The organism is Thermobaculum sp. T2p (assembly GCF_059335935.1).
Genome location: NZ_JANZYQ010000009.1, coordinates 50,779 through 68,520, shown reverse-complemented (window position 1 = coordinate 68,520; position 17,742 = coordinate 50,779). Strand labels below are relative to the sequence as shown.

At 47.9% G+C, this 17,742-nt stretch carries 19 protein-coding genes and 1 tRNA gene; 7 read left to right on the top strand and 13 right to left on the bottom strand.

The window, feature by feature from the left end; genetic code table 11:
* Positions 1–18 precede the first annotated feature (18 nt).
* From N2245_RS05035 to N2245_RS05025, 3 genes are read left to right on the top strand one after another with little or no spacing between them, the layout of a single operon-like run.
* Positions 19–999, top strand: coding sequence for an ABC transporter ATP-binding protein (locus N2245_RS05035; protein WP_494535640.1), 981 nt, complete (start codon positions 19–21; stop codon positions 997–999).
* On the top strand, positions 996–1,799 hold the full coding sequence (locus tag N2245_RS05030) for an ABC transporter permease (protein WP_494535639.1): 804 nt from the start codon (positions 996–998) through the stop codon (positions 1,797–1,799). Before N2245_RS05035 ends, N2245_RS05030 begins: the two co-directional genes overlap by 4 nt.
* A gap of 1 nt (position 1,800) precedes the next feature.
* Positions 1,801–2,586 carry an ABC transporter permease gene (locus N2245_RS05025; RefSeq protein ID WP_494535638.1) on the top strand — a complete coding sequence of 262 codons (786 nt, stop codon included), beginning with the start codon at positions 1,801–1,803 and terminating at the stop codon, positions 2,584–2,586.
* Between the two features lie 13 nt (positions 2,587–2,599).
* Here N2245_RS05025 and N2245_RS05020 read toward each other — a convergent pair whose 3' ends face one another.
* The 10 genes from N2245_RS05020 to N2245_RS04975 all read right to left on the bottom strand — a co-directional run bounded on the left by N2245_RS05020 (position 2,600) and on the right by N2245_RS04975 (position 12,114).
* The gene (locus tag N2245_RS05020; protein WP_494535637.1) at positions 2,600–3,739 is read right to left on the bottom strand and encodes a S1C family serine protease; all 1,140 of its coding nucleotides are present in this window, start codon (positions 3,737–3,739) and stop codon (positions 2,600–2,602) included.
* Positions 3,711–4,103: a response regulator gene (locus N2245_RS05015; RefSeq protein WP_494535636.1), complete on the bottom strand. Its 393-nt coding sequence runs from the start codon at positions 4,101–4,103 to the stop codon at positions 3,711–3,713. Before N2245_RS05015 ends, N2245_RS05020 begins: the two co-directional genes overlap by 29 nt.
* A 104-nt stretch (positions 4,104–4,207) precedes the next feature.
* Positions 4,208–5,644, bottom strand: a complete 1,437-nt coding sequence (locus N2245_RS05010; protein ID WP_494535635.1) for a sensor histidine kinase — start codon at positions 5,642–5,644, stop codon at positions 4,208–4,210.
* Positions 5,645–5,784: 140 nt separating this feature from the next.
* Positions 5,785–5,857: transfer RNA gene (locus N2245_RS05005), tRNA-Ile, on the bottom strand.
* 210 nt (positions 5,858–6,067) lie between these two features.
* Positions 6,068–6,841, bottom strand: a complete 774-nt coding sequence (locus N2245_RS05000) for an SDR family NAD(P)-dependent oxidoreductase (protein ID WP_494535634.1) — start codon at positions 6,839–6,841, stop codon at positions 6,068–6,070.
* On the bottom strand, positions 6,819–7,688 hold the full coding sequence (locus N2245_RS04995) for a Cof-type HAD-IIB family hydrolase (RefSeq protein ID WP_494535633.1): 870 nt from the start codon (positions 7,686–7,688) through the stop codon (positions 6,819–6,821). The genes N2245_RS05000 and N2245_RS04995 overlap by 23 nt, the downstream gene beginning before the upstream one ends.
* 2 nt (positions 7,689–7,690) lie before the next feature.
* Positions 7,691–8,935, bottom strand: coding sequence for a cysteine desulfurase-like protein (locus N2245_RS04990; RefSeq protein ID WP_494535632.1), 1,245 nt, complete (start codon positions 8,933–8,935; stop codon positions 7,691–7,693).
* 82 nt (positions 8,936–9,017) lie between these two features.
* Positions 9,018–9,437 carry a nitroreductase family deazaflavin-dependent oxidoreductase gene (locus N2245_RS04985; RefSeq protein WP_494535631.1) on the bottom strand — a complete coding sequence of 140 codons (420 nt, stop codon included), beginning with the start codon at positions 9,435–9,437 and terminating at the stop codon, positions 9,018–9,020.
* Positions 9,438–9,461: 24 nt separating this feature from the next.
* A complete protein-coding gene (gene lpdA / locus N2245_RS04980) occupies positions 9,462–10,862 on the bottom strand; it encodes a dihydrolipoyl dehydrogenase (RefSeq protein ID WP_494535630.1) in 1,401 nt (466 codons plus the stop codon).
* A 43-nt stretch (positions 10,863–10,905) separates the two neighbouring features.
* Positions 10,906–12,114, bottom strand: coding sequence for a molybdopterin molybdotransferase MoeA (locus N2245_RS04975; protein ID WP_494535629.1), 1,209 nt, complete (start codon positions 12,112–12,114; stop codon positions 10,906–10,908).
* 127 nt (positions 12,115–12,241) lie between these two features.
* Between N2245_RS04975 and N2245_RS04970 the strand changes: the two genes are divergently transcribed.
* Positions 12,242–13,096 (top strand): SDR family oxidoreductase, encoded by an 855-nt coding sequence (locus N2245_RS04970; protein ID WP_494535628.1) that lies wholly within the window; start codon positions 12,242–12,244, stop codon positions 13,094–13,096.
* Here the strand turns inward: N2245_RS04970 and N2245_RS04965 are convergent.
* Positions 13,093–13,881, bottom strand: a complete 789-nt coding sequence (locus N2245_RS04965) for an SDR family oxidoreductase (protein ID WP_494535627.1) — start codon at positions 13,879–13,881, stop codon at positions 13,093–13,095. The genes N2245_RS04970 and N2245_RS04965 overlap by 4 nt on opposite strands.
* 120 nt (positions 13,882–14,001) lie before the next feature.
* Between N2245_RS04965 and rnhA the strand changes: the two genes are divergently transcribed.
* The gene (rnhA, locus tag N2245_RS04960) at positions 14,002–14,481 is read left to right on the top strand and encodes a ribonuclease HI (RefSeq protein ID WP_494535626.1); all 480 of its coding nucleotides are present in this window, start codon (positions 14,002–14,004) and stop codon (positions 14,479–14,481) included.
* Here rnhA and N2245_RS04955 read toward each other — a convergent pair.
* Positions 14,478–15,056, bottom strand: coding sequence for a phosphatase PAP2 family protein (locus N2245_RS04955; protein ID WP_494535625.1), 579 nt, complete (start codon positions 15,054–15,056; stop codon positions 14,478–14,480). The genes rnhA and N2245_RS04955 overlap by 4 nt on opposite strands.
* A 93-nt stretch (positions 15,057–15,149) precedes the next feature.
* Positions 15,150–15,839 carry a ribose-5-phosphate isomerase RpiA gene (gene rpiA, locus N2245_RS04950; RefSeq protein ID WP_494535624.1) on the bottom strand — a complete coding sequence of 230 codons (690 nt, stop codon included), beginning with the start codon at positions 15,837–15,839 and terminating at the stop codon, positions 15,150–15,152.
* 147 nt (positions 15,840–15,986) lie between these two features.
* On the opposite strand from rpiA, the gene N2245_RS04945 reads away from it, so the two are divergent.
* Together N2245_RS04945 and N2245_RS04940 are read left to right on the top strand one after the other, a co-directional pair.
* A complete protein-coding gene (locus N2245_RS04945; RefSeq protein ID WP_012875399.1) occupies positions 15,987–16,265 on the top strand; it encodes an Lrp/AsnC family transcriptional regulator in 279 nt (92 codons plus the stop codon).
* A 606-nt stretch (positions 16,266–16,871) separates the two neighbouring features.
* The gene (locus tag N2245_RS04940; protein WP_494535623.1) at positions 16,872–17,738 is read left to right on the top strand and encodes an ABC transporter substrate-binding protein; all 867 of its coding nucleotides are present in this window, start codon (positions 16,872–16,874) and stop codon (positions 17,736–17,738) included.
* Positions 17,739–17,742: the final 4 nt, after the last annotated feature.

Here is a 17,742-nt window from a genome sequence, read left to right as displayed (position 1 = left end):
ACATCAGGAGAATAAATCTTGGACTCTATAGTCACAGTTAGAGCCTTAAGAAAGGTTTATCATGTCCCTGAACGTGAAGCCGGCATTGTATCAGCAGTAGCAAGTTTGTTTAACCGCAAAACTCGTGAGGTGGTAGCAGTAGATAACATCTATTTTGACTTACCTCCAGGTGAGGTAGTAGGCTTCCTAGGACCAAATGGAGCAGGAAAGACTACTACCCTTAAGATGCTCTCAGGGCTACTGTATCCAACTTCGGGAGAAGCACTCGTACTTGGACATCATCCCTGGCGTCGAGAAAGAAAATTCCTGCAGCAGATTACCCTTGTTATGGGACAGCGCACACAACTCTGGTGGGATATCCCGGTAATAGACTCGTTTGAGATGTATAGGGCTATATACGAGATCCCTCATAAGCAGTATAGACGTACATTAGACGAGCTTACCGAACTACTGGAACTAGAGCATTTACTCCGCAAGCCTGTACGCAACCTTAGTCTTGGAGAACGCATGAAGTGTGAGTTCGCTGCAGCACTGCTCCACAGACCCAGAGTTCTCTTCTTAGACGAACCCACCATAGGCTTGGATGTGACTATGCAGGCGCGAATCAGAGCATTTATCAAAGAGTACAACCAGAGATATGAGTCAACAGTATTACTTACTAGCCACTACATGGCGGATGTAGAGGCTCTATGTAAAAGGGTCATAGTTATCCATCATGGTACTATCCTGTATGATGGTGATCTCCTTGGTCTAGTACACAGGTTCTCTCCTGAGAAGACTATTGTTGTGGAGCTTAGAGAAGGTAGCTTTGACCTTTCTCACTTCGGACGGATTATAGAGCAAGATGGTGCAAGGGTGGTCCTTAGGGTGTCTAAAGATGATACACCTAGAATCACTTCACAGCTACTAGCCAACATGCCAGTACTAGATCTAACCGTAGAGGACCCTCCTATTGAGGAGGTTATAGGACAGGTATTCGCCCAGCAGGAGGTAGCATGAAAAGGCTATTCGATATCTACTACTCTTACATGAAGATAGTGGTAGCTATGCAATTGCAGTACAGAGCATCCCTTCTGATATGGGCATTTTCGTCATTAGTCTGGGTGCTAATACCTCTTGTTGTATGGGTAACTGTAGCAAAATCTCAAGGAGGGCAAGTCGGAAGTTATAGTTCAGGTGACTTTGCGGCCTACTTCATTGCGCTGCTTATAGTTGAACAGACAACTTTCACTTGGGTGATATGGGAGATGGGGGAACGCATACGTAGCGGACAACTTTCTCCCAAGCTCCTACGCCCCATTCATCCAATACACGAGGATGTTGCATGGAACATCTCATATAAGGCCATAACATTCGCTCTAATTTTGCCGTCAGCACTTCTGATAGGATGGGCTTTCCATGCGGAGTTCCACCCTCATGTATGGCACATAGTTGTATTCTTTCCTTCCTTGATATCGGCGTTTCTCATGCGCTTTGTCATGGAATGGACAATAGGATTAATAGGATTCTGGGTCACGCGTACCTCAGCTATCAATCAGATATACAGCACGCTTTTCTTATTCCTCTCTGGGCAGATGACACCGCTTTCGCTCTTACCTCGTCCGTTGGAGATGCTAGCGAATATCCTACCTTTTAAGTGGGCAGTAGCATTTCCTACAGAGATAGTTCTAGGAAGGCTAACTCCTATGCAAGTCCTGTTGGGTTTCGCGATACAAGCGTTATGGCTGTTTGTAAGTCTTGTAGCATTTAGATTCATCTGGACACTGGGAATAAGTAGATACTCAGCAGTAGGAGCATGACATGAGATATGCTAGGTTGCTTGGCACATTCTTCCGTATAGGATTGATAAGTGAGCTCCAGTATAGAACCAATTTCTTTGTTCAAGCATTTCAATCAGTAGTAGGGCTTTTGACGGGGTTGGGAGGTTTGGCAATCGTCTTCGGGCAAACAGATAATCTCGACGGGTGGTTGCCAGAGGAGCTCCTAGCAGTGCTTGGAGTTTACATCCTTATAGGTGGAATTGTGGGGCTTATCGTAAGACCCAGCTTAGAGAGATTCATGGAAGATGTGCGACAAGGCACCCTGGATTTTGCTCTAACTAAACCCCTAGACTCGCAGGTCTACGTCAGCACTCGGCAATTAGAGATATGGCGTCTGTTCGACGTAGGATTGGGCATAGCAGTTATAATCATAGCCCTAGTACAAATAGGTAACAGCATAGGTATATACCAAGCTATAAGCTTTGGGATAGTATTGTTCTCAGGAAGTGTGATCGTCTATAGCTTCCTTCTCTCGCTTGCAACGCTAGCATTTTGGTTTATAAGAGTAGAAAACCTGCTTGTGATCTTTGAGAGCATGTATCAGGCTGGAAGATGGCCAATAACTATATATCCCCAACCTCTAAGGGCAGCACTCACCTTTTTGGTACCAGTGGCATTTGCTGTGACCGTGCCTGCACAGGCACTTACTGGCAAGATTACTTGGCAGCTGCTAGTAGGTGCTATCATGCTATCTATAGCACTTCTATTGTTCTCGAGATGGTTCTGGCATCAAGGCATACGGCACTACTCAGGTGCCTCAGCTTAGAGTTTCTTGATAGTCAGGGACTGGGAGTGGCTACTACTGTAGGAGTAGCTCCAGGTGCGGGTTTACGAGCAAGTAGAACAGTATACCTGTTGACTGTGCCCTTGCGAATGACCTGCAAATGTACAGTCTCACCTGGACGCTTGGCCGCCAGCAAAGACTCAAGCGTCTGCTTCTCATTGACTACCCTGCCATCAAGTGAGATTATCAAGTCGCCAGGCTTCAGGCCAGCTCTATCTGCTGGTGAATCTGGCAACACCGCAGTGATTAGTGCTCCTGACTGATCCAGTCCTCTAAGTTGGGCAAGTTGTGGGGTTACCGTGACATAATATATACCTAGGCTTGCCCTTGGACCTGCACCCGTCTTGAGTAACCGCTGCGCGATATTGCGTGCCGTATTGGCAGGCAATACCAGTGACCATCCTCTGTTATCTACAGCCACCGTTACACCTATAATTTCCCCAGCTAAATTGACTACCGGACCTCCCAACGCCACCTCTGGTGCCTTGGCATCTGTCCAAATAAGGTTATCTGCCATCTGGGCCCCGCCTATGTTATTCTGAAATCCTATCGAGCCTATGATACCCATATCAGCAGTAACCCCCGCTCCATTCCGCGAGATTCCAAGGGCAATAACTTGGGTACCAGTCTCTATCGAGTTTGGATCTGCAAAAACAGGTTCTTTTGGAACAGGTACGCTCACTTTTATCACCGCCAACCCAGTGTCCTGATCAGGAGCAGCTACTAACACTCCTCTTGCTGAGCGTCCATCATAGAAGACTACCTGCACTTGGTCATATCTCTGGAGGACCTGACTAGTAGTGAGTATGTAACCATCGAGGTTCATAACCACACCATTACCAAGCAAAGTCCTTTGTCCTCTACCTTGCTCTGGGCTGGTGGGAGTTGTGATAGTGACCATGTATGGTTCTGAGGATTTTACAACGTCAGCAGGGTTCATTTGACTGAGGGGCTGCCCCGAGGTCATAGTGGGATAGCCCCTTCTGGAAAGGGCAAAGCCTGCCATGCCACCTGCAAGGGCACCGAATACAAGTGCTCCTATCAGCAACAGTATAATAGAAACATAAGTAAAGTGGGGTTGACGCTTATCGGAGTTATCCTGCTCCTCAGCGTCCGTTTCTCTCAGTTCTACCATCCCTTAGAACTTTCCTAACCTTACGTAGAAGAGTTCTCTTGTCGAAAGGCTGTGGGAAGACATCCGCTAAGCCATTAAACCTCCCCACCACAGCTTGTTCCTCTCCAGAGGATACTATACCTATTATAGGCACATTCTGCGTAGCTGCATCTCTACGAAGAGAGCGTACTATTTGAACTGACCTCAGCTTGGGCAGATCCATATCAAGAAGGACAAGATCAGGCTTGATGTCTTTTACAGCCTCAACAGCTCTCCTCTTGTCAAATAAGGTGATAGCATCGTATCCAGCACCTTCAAGTGCGCACGCCGCAAGCATCTGTGTCTCCCAACGATCGCCTATAAGGATGACCCTCTTTCTGTCCACTTCTCTTCCCCCCTTGCCATTCGTTATGGCCGGAAGAAAATAAGTCTCAAGGCAAAGATACACTTATCCCGTTACAGACAAGTTACTTGAAGGTTAGAAGAGGGTTATAAATTGGGAGCTAAACTTTGAGTCTGTGCACTAGAGTGTCTTTCTTCTTCGCGATTATATGTAGAGTCACTCTCAAAGAGAGGTAACCATACAGTAAAGGTACTTCCCTCCCCTTGCTTGCTACTGACAGTTATACGTCCGTTGTGAGCCCTTATTACCCATTGAGCTATAGAGAGCCCCAGGCCACTACCCGCACCTTTGGGAGCTTTGCTAGATCTATAAAACCTCTCAAATATTCTATTAAGCTCAGATGGAGCTATACCTATCCCCGTATCCCTGATCTCAACCTTGGCCCATGGAGGTTCGGCATATACCGACACATAAACACTGCCGCCTTTAGGTGTATATTTGAATGCATTATCCAGTAGATTCAGCATCACCTGTTTGAGCTGATCAGCATCACCAGATACCATCACCTGATCTTCACGCTCAAGCCTTACAGATAGACCGTCAATAGAGGTGTGCATCTGCTTGAGAGTATCCAAAACTACATCATGCAGATTGACCGGTCTGTACGTCAGATTTACCTGTCCAGCATCTGCTCTCGCCAGCATCAACAGATTAGAGACCAGACGACTTAACCTAGACACTTCACCACGTATGTTCTCTAGCCCTTCCCTGACATCAGGAGGTAGAGTTGGATCCATGAGCATCACTTCCGCATTCCCCCTAATGGTTGTCAAAGGAGTGCGGAGCTCATGAGAGGCGTCTGCTACAAATCTCTTTTGGCTTTCAAAAGCCTTCTCAAGTCTGTTTAACAGGGAGTTGAAAGTACGAGCTAGTCTATTGACCTCAAGTACTCCATAGTCTGCAGGCAATCTCTTACTAAGATCATCAACACCAATCTTACGCGTATCCTCTACAATGCGAGAGAATGGCCTAAGCGCCTGCCATGCCAGGAAATATGCCAATACTCCTGCGGATACCGAAGCCACTGCTCCGCCAAGTATAAGTATGGTCTTTAACCTAGCAAGTATCCTGTCAACAGGTTCAAGACTCCTACCAACCTGCAGGTAACCAAGCACCTCGGTCCCGTATTTGATGGGTCTAGTAAGCACCCTCATCCTACTGCCATCGTCCAGCATCATGGTCTGCAGCACAGGACGTTTAACTCTCTTGAGGAAACCAGGATTAGCATCAGGAATGTTCGTATCACTTATGGTGGGAGCTAGGGGTAGTCCATCAGGACCATATAATCTGAGCTGGACACTCTCCTCACTCTGCCGCCCCAAGTTTATTACAGCTATCAGCCGTTCGATCTGTTCAGCTATATCGGTATCGGTGTCTGACACCAAGTACTGAGATACTTGCTGGGAGTATTCTTTTAAGGAACCATCGATAGAATCGTGCAGGGTGCGCTCTACTATATGCTCTATTCCCACGCTGAGAGCTGAGACTATAAGCAGTACTGTGACCGTATAGCTAAATGCCAAAAAGGATCGGATACTTGGGAACATTCTACTTTACCATTTATAGGATACTTCCTGATGAAAGTATATCCCACAAAAGGCACATATGAGGTTAGCGTATGCAAAGTTTAGCTTAAAAAGCAAAAGGCCGCTCTCGCGGCCGGTGGGCTCGGCAGGATTCGAACCTGCGACCTTGCGGTTATGAGCCGCTTGCTCTAACCGCTGAGCTACGAGCCCATGCAAAAATAATTATAGCAATGCAGATGGTGTTTGTGTAGGAAATACGCACGGTGTTCATGCATACTACACAGTTTGACTTGAAATCCAAGAATAGTTCCGTGTACCTAAGGGGGTAAAAGGATGTTGTCAGCTAGATCAATGCGCATAATTCTATTCTGCACTACCCAGTTAGCAAGCAGGAGCAAATAAATCTAGCCCAGATTATCGCTACCTATCGAGGAAGCCTGCACGCATACCTCCATCTACAAGAAGCACGGCGCCGCTGCAGAAGCTTGCCTCATCGGATGCGAGGAAGGTCACGGCAGAGGCTACATCCTCCGCCGTGCCATACCTGCCGATCGGTGGTAGCGGCCATGCATGCCAGTGATCATTAGGTCTCATCTTCCCACCCGGCAATATCATATGTCTCATTCCGGGAGTGGTGTCTCCAGGGCATACGCAGTTGGAGCGGACACCCAGCGGCCCTCCATCCAGCGCGAACATCTTGGAGAGCATGATCACAGCGGCCTTGCTCACGGAGTAAGCACCAGCCATCCTCTCCCCGATCAGGCCAGCATCCGAAGCCACGTGCACCATACAGCCCTTCCGTTCGGCAAGCAAGGGCAAGGCTGCGCGTGCATGCAGGAAGTAACCCTTCACGTTCACATCCATAATACGGTCCCAGTCGTCCTCGCTGGTTTCCGATATGGGGGCCACTAGCCCCACTCCTGCGTTGTTCACTAGCACATCCAGCCCACCATACAAAGCTACCACTCGCTCCATGACTGACTCCACATCGTCGACACTGGAGGCATCAGCTGATATGAAGCAACAAGGACCTAAAGAGGTGAGACGAGTCTCAGCATCCTTACCCCTTTCTCTATCCCTACCCGTGATCAAAACGCTTGCACCTTCTCTCAGGAAGCTGATCGCTATCTCGAGACCTATACCACTTGTGCCACCCGTTACTATCACAGATCTACCTTCGAACCTGCGCCTCATCCCCTACAGCCCCCTCAGAGAGGACGAATCTTTCGATAGCTTCTGCCACGCCATCTTCATCGTTCGAACTTACAACAGCATTAGCGAGCTCTCTTACGGGTAATATGGCATTACCCATGGCTACCCCTAGACCCGCTGCCTCCATCATTTCAAGATCGTTTATCTGATCTCCTATAGCCATGACCTCCTCCATACGGATGCCATAGCTAGCAGCTAAGTGTCTCAGTGCCTTGGCTTTGGAGGCCCCTACGTTGAGTATATCTAGTAAGTAGCCGGTATCTGGCTTGTCAGGCTCTGGCCCCCACAGCAGAACCTTGTAGTAGGACCTCTTGACAACTGCTTCGTAAAGAGGCCCAAGTACATCATGATCTTCTATCACCCAAACGCTAAGCACATGCTCGGCCCTCGCGAGCTCGTCGTACGACAGTCGTTTCACGTTGCGCTGACTGTTCAGATACTGCGATGCTAGAATGCTGTCCTTCTCTGGTGGTCCAGCCAATAGTCCACCCCCCACGGAAGGGCTCACAAATAACACTGGCTGATGACCGTAATTTACAACAAGTTCTACAGCCTCTTGTACCAATCTTGGGGACATTACGTCCTCGTAGATCACCTCTCCCGTAGCGGAGTCCTGGATGAGGGTACCACCATGAAGGACAAGCGGCACGTCTATACCAATCTCCTCAGCTATCTTCTGGGCAAAATGCAATCTCCTGCCAGTGGCAATAGTCACTATAACTCCAAGATCTATTGCCTTCCTAACAGCCTCTTTTACACGGGGACGTACGCGGCCATGAGAATCCAGCAAGGTACCATCCAGGTCAAGGGCAATCATCCTATACTTCACTTCTAAACACCACTACCCACTACAATATCCTCTAGGGCATTAAGGAAACGATCAACCTCTTCACGTGTATTATAGTGGGCCAACCCTATGCGCACTGCCCCACCACTATCTTCAAGTCCCAGCCTCTGCATAAGCGATAGGGCATAATAGTTTCCATCCCATACATTAAATCCCTTTTCAGCCAGCATCTGAGCCATATTCCGAGGATGGATACTTTCACACCTAAAAGCGAATGTGGCAACCCTCTCATGCCATCTATTCAGATCTCTAATACCATAGATGTTCACTGGTAAAGAAAGCAATCCTTCCAGCAACGGCTTACCTATATAGGCTTCATATTCTTGAATAGTATGCATAGCAGATAGGATTCTCTCCCTCCTAGTATTCCCACTCCCTAGAGAGGCTATATGATCCACAGCAGGGGTAATTCCTGCCAAAAGTTCGTAGCTTGGAGTCCCAGTCTCCCACTTATAGGGCGGCTTATTAGATGCTGGCCTGACCTTATAAGGTCTAAGCATTTCCGAGAGATCTCGTCGAATATAGAGCACGCCTACATGTGGCCCAAAGAACTTGTAGGCTGAACAAGCCAGCACATCACATCCGATAGCCGTTACATCGATTGGCCCATGCGCTGCATAATGAACAGCGTCTATAAAGACAAGTGCTCCTACCTCGTGTCCTATTCTAGTTATGTTTTGTACGTCGACTATAGTTCCAACTGCGTTGGACGCATAGGTTACAGCTATGATACGGGTGCGAGGACTTACAGCCCCATGTAGGGAATCAACACTAAGTGTGCAATCCTCCGGATTGATATCCACTGTCCGAATCGTAAGCCCCTTATCCTCAGCCAACAATAGCCAGGGCGCAACATTGGCATCATGATCTAGGGTTGTAACCACGATCTCATCACCAGGTTGCAGGATCCTACCCAAGGCTCGACTAATAGAAAAGGTGAGAGTAGTCATATTTGGGCCGAACACTATCTCCTCATGAGAATTGGCTCCTAGAAAATCTGCCATAGCTTGACGCGCATCTTCTACTAAGGCGTCTGTCTTTTTACTGTTTTCAAAGGCTCCATGCGAGTTAGCATTGTTATGTGTCAAATAGTAAGATATAGCCTCCGCAACCTGATGTGGTACCTGCGTACCTCCAGGATTATCGAAAAACACGGGAGCGCCTGGTGCAGTTACGGATGGGAACTCCTGCCGAGCTCTCAAGATCGATTCAAAGTGCTCAACTTTCATGGCAATTCAGCTCCTTACTGGTACTCTCTGAAAGCATTTTATATCCGACTCGGCAGGAGCAACTATTTCATTGGAGCTACTATTAGCTCATTTCTGTCGTAGAGCTATCCATTCTGAAAACAGGGTGATCATCTGATTCAGGCAAGGCTTCAAACTGCTTCTTTACCTGAGCTCCCCACTTTTGAAGATAGGCTTGAATAATAGGGGACTTATCGTGATCTGGTATCTCTACAGCTCTAAAGTGTTCAGTCTTTCCTTTGAAGCGAATCATGCCCTCTCCAGCAGATCTCAGATTAAGCACCCAGTCGGTGTTACCCCTAGTTGCCACAAGATATTTTTGGCCTTGGTACTCAAGCACGTTAACGGGTACACTTCGCAGCTTACCTGTCCTTCTGCCGCGAACTACAAGCACAGGCACTAATCCCAGTCTCATCAATAAAGGATTGATCAGGTTTTTCACAAACCATCCTGGCTTTAGATACGGACCACCTCTACCGGGCATGTATTTCCTCTAATCATCTGTGAATCATCTGACTACATAGTGTATTGCACGTCCTGTCGTAGCCAACGCTGCCTCCTGGATCGCTTCAGGCAGAGTAGGATGTGCATGAATAGTGAGATCAACGTCTTCAGCAGTTGCACCCATTTCCATCGCAAGTGTTACCTCTGCTATGAGGTCGGAAGCATGCGGACCCAAAATATGCGCCCCCAGTATCTCTCCTGAATCCGCCTCAGATATGATCTTGACTAGACCTTGTGACTCTCCCATGCCTAGCGCTCTTCCATTAGCTGAGAAGGGAAACCTGCCGACTTTAATCTCGTATCCTTGCTCATAAGCAGCCTGCTCGGTAAGCCCTACGCTAGCCATCTCAGGGACAGAGAACACGCAAGAAGGTACAGCAAAGTACTCCATCTTGGTCCTCTTACCTAGCATATTACGGACTGCTACCTGTGCCTCAGTCCAAGCCACGTGCGCCAGTGGCATCTTGGCCACCACGTCACCTGCAGCGTATACATTCGGGATATTAGTTTGCATCCTGTCATCTACTTTAACGGCTCTCTTATTCATCTCAACACCCAAGTTGTCTAGTCCAAGACCTTCCGTATAGGGAGTCCTACCGGTGGCCACAAGCACTACATCCCCTTCTGCTACCTTCTCCTGTCCGTTCTCACTGTATCTGACCGAAAGCTTGCCTTCGCCCTGTTCCACTGCCTGTACTGGGGCGTTTAGGTGAAACTCTACCCCATCGCGCTGCAGAAGCTGTTGCAGTCGCTTGGTGAGTTCCTCATCATAGCCAGCAAGGATGCGTGGAAGCATCTCGATCACTGTCACTTTGGTGCCGAGATTCACGAAGATACTTGCAAACTCTATCCCTATGTAGCCCCCGCCTATAATAACTAGCTCCTTCGGTTGCTCCTTAAGAGCTAGCAATCCTGTACTGTCCACCACGCCTGGCAGATCCATCCCTTCTACCGGTGGTTTGGCGGGGACAGATCCAGTAGCTATAAGTATGTTGCGTGTTCTAACCGTTTGCGTACCCTCCTGGGTACGCACCTCGATCTCATTAGGCGTCTTGATTGTGGCTTCCCCAAATATCTGAGCAGCTCCATTAGCCCTCAGTAGTCCTTGCACTCCAGACACTAGCTGCTTCACTACTTTGTCACGCCGAGCAACTATCGCATCAAAATCGGGCTCGATATCTCCCCTAAGGCCCATCTCAGCCCCCTGTCGCGCCAACTTAAGTACCTCAACAGTGCTTACCATGGCCTTCGTTGGAATACAACCCACATTGAGACAAGTGCCTCCCCAATACTGCTTTTCTATCACTACAGCTCTGGCACCCATCTGTTGGGCATATATGCCAGCCACATATCCTGCTGGGCCACCACCTATTACGGCTATGTCAAACTCCTGATTCTCAGACAACTGTTACCCTCCTACCTGTTTTCTGCTGAATCTCCAAGCTATGTTAGCGAATCAATATGACTTTGACCTCATCACCTGGCTCTAGTGCAGGTTTATCTTCCGGTACGATAGCTATACCATCTGCATGCATCAGCGAGGTCAATATGCCTGATCCTTGCTCTCCTGTCAAACGTGCAAAAAGCTTGTCATTTGATCTATTAAGCTTTACCCTCACGAAATGACGACGGGCATCAGTCTTCTTGTAACCTTCCTCCATAAAAGCAGTTACTATTGTCCGCTCTTCGGGGTATTGTTGCATCATCTTCTTGATTGCTGGTCTTCCAAAAAGCTCAAAAGAGATCATGGAGGACACAGGGTTGCCTGGGAGCCCAAGCATAGGCACTCCACGAACATGACCAAATGCCAGTGGCTTACCAGGCTTCACGTTTACTTGCCAGAACTCCATGCTGCCCTCAGCCATCAACATGTCCTTCACCAGATCAAAATCGCCCACAGATACTCCACCGCTGGATACTATCAAGTCTACCTGCAGCGCAAGTGCCTCCTGTAACTTGTTCACCAAGCTCTCTCTGGTATCTCGGGCTATTCCTAATAGCACAGGTACACCTCCTGCCTCTTTCACTTGAGCAGCAACGGCATAGCTGTTGGAGTTGTAAATCTTACCCGGAGGCAGAACTTCTCCGGGCTCAACCACCTCGTCACCAGTAGCAAGTATCGCCACTTTAGGTCGGCGAATACACCGGACAGTCTTTCGCCCTAAGCTTGCTAATACCCCGATATCGGCAGCGCTTATGACATCTCCAGAGCTCAAGACTTTCTGCCCAGACTTTATATCCTCTCCCGCCAACCTAACATTCCTACCCTTTGGCAGGGAAGCCTTAATCAATACATTGTCCCTTTGAGTCTCTGTAAGCTCCACCTGCACAACGGTATCCGCTCCTTCCGGCAAAGGCGCACCAGTCATGATTCTAATAGCTGTACCAGGCTGCACAGCTTGATCTGCCAAATAACCAGCAGGGACACTAGCTATAACCTGGAGACTTACTGGATTATCCTTTGAAGCTCCAACAATATCCTCTGCTCTAACGGCATAGCCATCCATAGCTGAATTAGAATGAGGCGGAACATCGAAAGTAGCTATTACGTCCTCGGCTAGAGTGAGTCCCAAGGCATCAAGCAGTGACACCTCAACATCATCGAGAATATGAATGGAATCCAAGATCCTCTTCTCGGCTTCCTCTACACTTAGCATACTAACAAATCCTTTCTTGTGAACGGCAAGCGCATTTTAGCCTTAGTGTAACACCTAAGCAACTCGACTAATAAGCGTTAAGGCTTTATAATCCATCTTCAAGTAAGGTTTCTGGAGGAGTGGTGCTGTGACCGTTGCAAGCAAGGATTATCTGTATGAGTTGTTCAACCTTGAAGGTAAGGTAGCCCTAGTCACAGGTTCAACTGGCGTTCTAGGAGGTGCCATGGCCCATGGATTAGCCAGAGCTGGGGCTCGAGTCGGCATAATAGGCAGGAGGGAAGCCAAAGCCAAGGAAGTAGCAGATTCCATACAAGCAGAAGGTGGCACTTCTATGGCACTGCCTGCTGATGTTCTCAGGCAGGATCAACTAATAGAAATACGCAACCGAGTAATCCAAGAATGGGGACGCATCGATATACTGGTAAATGCTGCTGGAGGTAACGTACCTGATGCATTTGTACCTCCTCAAGGCTCGATCTTTGATGTACCTATCGAGGCAACACGAAGAGTAGTTGACCTCAACTTCTATGGCACAATACTACCAACCATGGTATTTGGAGAAGCCATGGTAAGGGGGGAACACGTACAGCAACCATCTGGTTGCATAGTCAATATATCTTCTATGGCAGCTCTCCGAGCTATAACTCGCACTATGGGATACTCAGCTGCCAAGGCAGCAGTAACTAATTTCACCCAATGGTTAGCAGTGGAGCTAGCTCACAAATTCGGAGAGGGGGTGAGAGTGAACGCTATAGCTCCAGGCTTCTTCCTAGGAGAACAAAACCGTTCCGTACTCATCAACTCTGATGGCAATCCTACTCCCCGAGGTAAGCTGATTATAAACCGGACTCCTCTAGGCAGGTTTGGCAGGCCAGAGGAACTCATAACGACATTGCTCTGGTTATGTTCTCCAGCCTCTAGCTTTGTAACAGGCGTAGTCGTACCAGTAGATGGCGGATTCTCAGCTTTCAGTGGAGTCTAACCTCTTAGCAAGGACTCTGCACCTTCTATCCAGATAGGAGTACCTGTTATGTGGCTAGAAGCATCTGAGGCCAAAAATAGTACGAGATTAGCTACCTGTTGAGGATTCCCAGGCCCACCTTCCAAAGGAAAAGAGCCTTCTGGGAACTCAACAGGTAGCTCAACTTCTTCTGTGTCACGTTTCTCAGTACGCTCATCTATATTGGTTTCTATAGCACCAGGGCATATAGCATTCACTCTTATCTTATATTGAGCAAGCTCAAGTGCTGCCATCTGAGTAAACACAACCTGAGCGCCTTTTGAGCAAGAATAGGCAGTAGCTCCAGTATTGCTGAAGACTCTCGTGCCATTTATGGAAGAAGTTATGATTATCGATCCACCTCTTTCTTTAAGGTATGGGATAGCATACTTCACTGTAAGAAAAGTGCCTTTCAGGTTTATAGCCAAAGTCCTATCCCATTCCTGCGGCTCTAATTCCTCTAGAGGAGCCCATACACCGTTTATCCCAGCATTAGCAAACACTATATCCAGTCTCCCCCACTCGTTTACCAAACTATCTATAGCACTTTTCACCTGCTCTGGGTTAGAGACATCTGCCACAAGAGGTATAGCGCTTCCCCCTCTGTCTACAATTTGCTTAGACACCTTATCAGCAGCCTCCTGCCTGAAGTCAAGCACGCCCACCTTAGCTCCGTTATCGGCCATAAGAACAGCGGCTGCTTCACCGATGCCAGATCCTCCACCTGTAACAAGTGAAACCTTGCCTTCCAACCTAAGTTCCACCATCAAACCTCCTAAATTGTTATTGGAAGGATGTAAGCAGGAGATATGCCAGTAGGCAAAAGATCTACTCCAGATGGTAGGATTTAAGGCACCTGAATATAGAGTCATTTAGGAAGGGATAAGTTGAAAAAAGTAATCATACATACCGACGGTGGATGTGAGCCTAATCCTGGTCCAGGTGGATGGGCAGCAGTAATACGTTACAACTCAGAGGTCCAAGAGATCTCAGGGGGCGAGGAAAACACTACTAACAATAGGATGGAGATGACAGCAGTAATAAAAGCCCTTGAGGCACTTCAGGGGCCCCATGAGGTAGAACTTTACACAGATTCTGAATATCTTTGCAAAGGCATGATGGAGTGGCTACCAATGTGGAAGGCTAAAGGCAGGTTACAGAAAGGTTCCGTCAAGAACGCGGACCTCTGGAAGAGAATAGATGAGCTTATGTCTAGACACCTAGTTAAGTGTTACTGGGTAAAAGGGCATGCAGGGAACACTGATAACGAAAGGTGCGACAAACTCGCCTATGAGGAGATAAAGAAGATCTACAAACGGAAAGGACAGACCCCACCGCCTCCAATACAAGTACGTCTTATCCCCTAAAGTAACATAGCGCGAGCCTTAATAAGTATAGTTTCCAATCTACTACTTATATACCCTGCAACTCGTTGGAAGCAAAACAGTAGCATAAGAGCAGAAACTAGACCTACAATTAGCCCGGCAAAGATATCACCCGGATAGTGATCTCCCACGTAGACCCGGGAGTAGCACATAAGTAACGTAAACAGCAGCAACAATATACCTAAATACCTGTGGAAATTCACCAACACAAAGGATATTGCCATGGATGCTGCAGCATGATCGCTCGGAAAAGAAGCATCTGGATTGTGATGGAGCAGCAAGTGAACTGTATTAGGATGAGCGATGTAAGGTCTGGATCTGTACCAGATATGAGCTATAATCTGGTTGGCGGATAATGCCGCCACCGATGCTAGCAGAGCAGTTACAGCGCCGAGAAGTTCTAAACTATCAGCCGTAATTACGCCTTGCAAAAGCCATAGAGCTACCACAACTATAAATGCGTACTCCCCCCACGCAGCTATATGCACCATCATACTATCAATTAATGGGTGATGCCCTGCGGGCGAGTTGATCCATCGTTCAAAAGCGTAGTCCACTTATCAACCTCAAACTGGGAATCATCTTCTAAGCCAAAGAAGGATACGTAAATGAGACCTATATCGTCTGAGACAAGTTCCATAAACAGCTAATTAATCTTGAGATCTTTTCATCTCTATCACACCCTCTTGTGTGCCTACTAGTACTAGGGAAGCTATATCTATAAATAGTCCTGTCTCCACGACTCCTGTTATAAGGTGTAACTTGAGATCGAGGTCGCTAGGATTAGATATAGGGCCAATGTATAGGTCAAGAACATAATTACCGTTATCAGTTACATATGGTAACCCATCCCTCTTGCGCAGAACCGGCTGTAGACCCATAGACTCGAGCTCTCGCGAAGTCCTAGTCCAACCAAATTGAAGCACTTCTACTGGCACAGGGGATTTTGAGCCTAAGACATCCACCAACTTCGACTCATCCACCAGCACCACGAAAACTCTGCTAGCCTTAGCCACTATCTTTTCCCTGGCTAAAGCTCCTCCTAGCCCCTTCACAAGATTGAGTTTAGGGTCTACCTCATCTGCACCATCAAAGGCCATATCTAGCTCGGGATTTTCTTCCAATGTAGTAAGCTCTATTCCTGCTGCTTTGGCGGCTGCAACAGTCCTCTCGCTAGTGGGAACTCCTATGACCCTTAACCCTTCGTTTCTTACTCTCTCACCTAGGAATTGCACAAATAACTCAGCGGTGGATCCAGATCCCAAACCTAATAATGCGCCATCGGGCACGAGTTGTGCTGCTCTATAAGCTACCATCCTTTTGAGATCAAGCTGATTCAATTTGGGGAAACCTCCTAAGAGCCAATCATTCACTAGTATAGATTACTATCAAAGATAGTACTATCTAATCTTTGCCCTCGAGTTATGATGAAGCATGGTAGACAGTGCTATACTCAGCACAAGATACCAACCTTCCAGGAGGGCCAAGTGATTACAGCACTCGTAGAGATAGATGTAGAAAGGGGTCGTATTAACGAGGCAGCTCAAAAGCTGGTGGACATAGACGGAGTAGCTGAAGTCTGGAGTGTTACAGGTGATCACGATCTTGTAGCTCTTCTAAAACTTAGGGAGTACGATCAGCTCTCCGAGGTAGTAACAAATCACATAGCTTCATTGCCAGAAGTAGTGAGGACAAAGACTATGCTGGCTTTCAAAGTCTATTCGAAGCAAGAGCTAGAAGAGGCTTGGAACATAGGAGTAGATTAGCGGCCCGATTAAAAGACATGATGGGCCACCTAACTGGTGGCCCATCATGGCATTCGCAGGATTCCGTACCCCCCATTCTGTTCTAGTCCACCATCTGTCTCACGCCTTACGACGTGGTGGCTGCTCGCCCTAGGCGGCTCGCCACTGCGGCAATTACTGCCTTGCTCCCGGACGCACACTCCCCTAGCCGCCGACATTACTGCCGACGCTGCGGCGATCTTACCGCCGCTGTTTCACCCCTTACCTGTGACCCTAACGGGCCCATCGGCGGGTTAGTTTTCTGTTGGGGTTGTGGTCGTCACGGCTCTCGCCATGACCCGCCCTGGCTTGCTGTTTCGCCAGGCGTCCTTGCCCTCGCAGGTCCGGACCCGGGGCTGGGAGTGGGGAAGTTCCTCTGGCACTAGCGCCAGCGGTGGACCGAATCCTGCAGCTAATAATATACAAATCGAGCCGATAAAACGTCAACTAGGTAGGCAAAAGCATTTTATATATTGTTTGCCCATTACAGATGATGAGACCCTTAATAAGCAAAATAGAGCTATAGGGATATCGTGTTATAATTCTAGCAGTTTGCTCAAGACCTATACTTACATTGAGGGCGAAAGTATGTCTAAAAAAGTATATAGGTTAGGCATGGCCGCTCTGGCAGTATTGTGGCTCATATCAGCCTACAGATGTTCGCCACCTGGATCTGCTAAGAGAGACGTAATTCTCGCAACTACTACCAGTACTCAAGACTCAGGCTTACTTGATGTACTTATACCTCAATTCGAAAAACAAACAGGCTACCGCGTAAAAACAGTAGCCGTAGGAACTGGAGAGGCACTTGAGATGGGAGAGCAGGGTAACGCCGATGTCCTACTGGTACATGCCCCATCCTCTGAGCTGGAATTCATGAAGACGGGTGCAGGCACAAACAGGCACCTCGTAATGTACAACGACTTTGTAGTCGTAGGGCCTCATAGCGATCCCGCAAATATCAAGTCAGCGAAAGATGTTATGGAGGCTTTCAGGAGAATAGCTAACAGCAAGTCGATATTCTTCTCGCGGGGAGATGATTCCGGCACAAACAAGAAGGAACTGGAAATCTGGAAGCAGATAGGTATCAGCCCTCAAGGAGAATGGTACCAGGAGACAGGTAACAGCATGGGACAGACTCTACAAATAGCCTCCGAGAAGGGTGGCTACACACTTACTGATAGAGGTACGTACCTAGCGCTCAGAGACCAACTCGATCTATCCATACTATTTGAGGGCGATCCCGTGTTACTCAACATATATCACGTGATCCAGATCAATCCAGATAAATTTCCCAAGGTGAATGCTGAGGGGGCAAAAGCATTCGTCGACTTTCTGCTAAGTCATGATACTCAGAAGATGATTGGGAATTTCGGTAAAGACAAATACGGTCAGGCACTATTCACACCTTGTGCGAATAACAGCTGCGGGATAGAATCAGCTGCTGATAAGTAAGAAC

What these genes read in the sequence shown, in the direction of transcription:
- N2245_RS05030 (WP_494535639.1), top strand. Translation starts at nt 996, where the DNA reads ATGAAAAGGCTATTCGATATCTACTACTCTTACATGAAGATAGTGGTA.
- N2245_RS05025 (WP_494535638.1), top strand. Translation starts at nt 1,801, where the DNA reads ATGAGATATGCTAGGTTGCTTGGCACATTCTTCCGTATAGGATTGATA.
- N2245_RS05020 (WP_494535637.1), bottom strand. Translation starts at nt 3,739, where the DNA reads ATGGTAGAACTGAGAGAAACGGACGCTGAGGAGCAGGATAACTCCGAT.
- N2245_RS05000 (WP_494535634.1), bottom strand. Translation starts at nt 6,841, where the DNA reads ATGAGGCGCAGGTTCGAAGGTAGATCTGTGATAGTAACGGGTGGCACA.
- N2245_RS04990 (WP_494535632.1), bottom strand. Translation starts at nt 8,935, where the DNA reads ATGAAAGTTGAGCACTTTGAATCGATCTTGAGAGCTCGGCAGGAGTTC.
- N2245_RS04985 (WP_494535631.1), bottom strand. Translation starts at nt 9,437, where the DNA reads ATGCCCGGTAGAGGTGGTCCGTATCTAAAGCCAGGATGGTTTGTGAAA.
- N2245_RS04975 (WP_494535629.1), bottom strand. Translation starts at nt 12,114, where the DNA reads ATGCTAAGTGTAGAGGAAGCCGAGAAGAGGATCTTGGATTCCATTCAT.
- N2245_RS04965 (WP_494535627.1), bottom strand. Translation starts at nt 13,881, where the DNA reads ATGGTGGAACTTAGGTTGGAAGGCAAGGTTTCACTTGTTACAGGTGGA.
- N2245_RS04940 (WP_494535623.1), top strand. Translation starts at nt 16,872, where the DNA reads ATGTCTAAAAAAGTATATAGGTTAGGCATGGCCGCTCTGGCAGTATTG.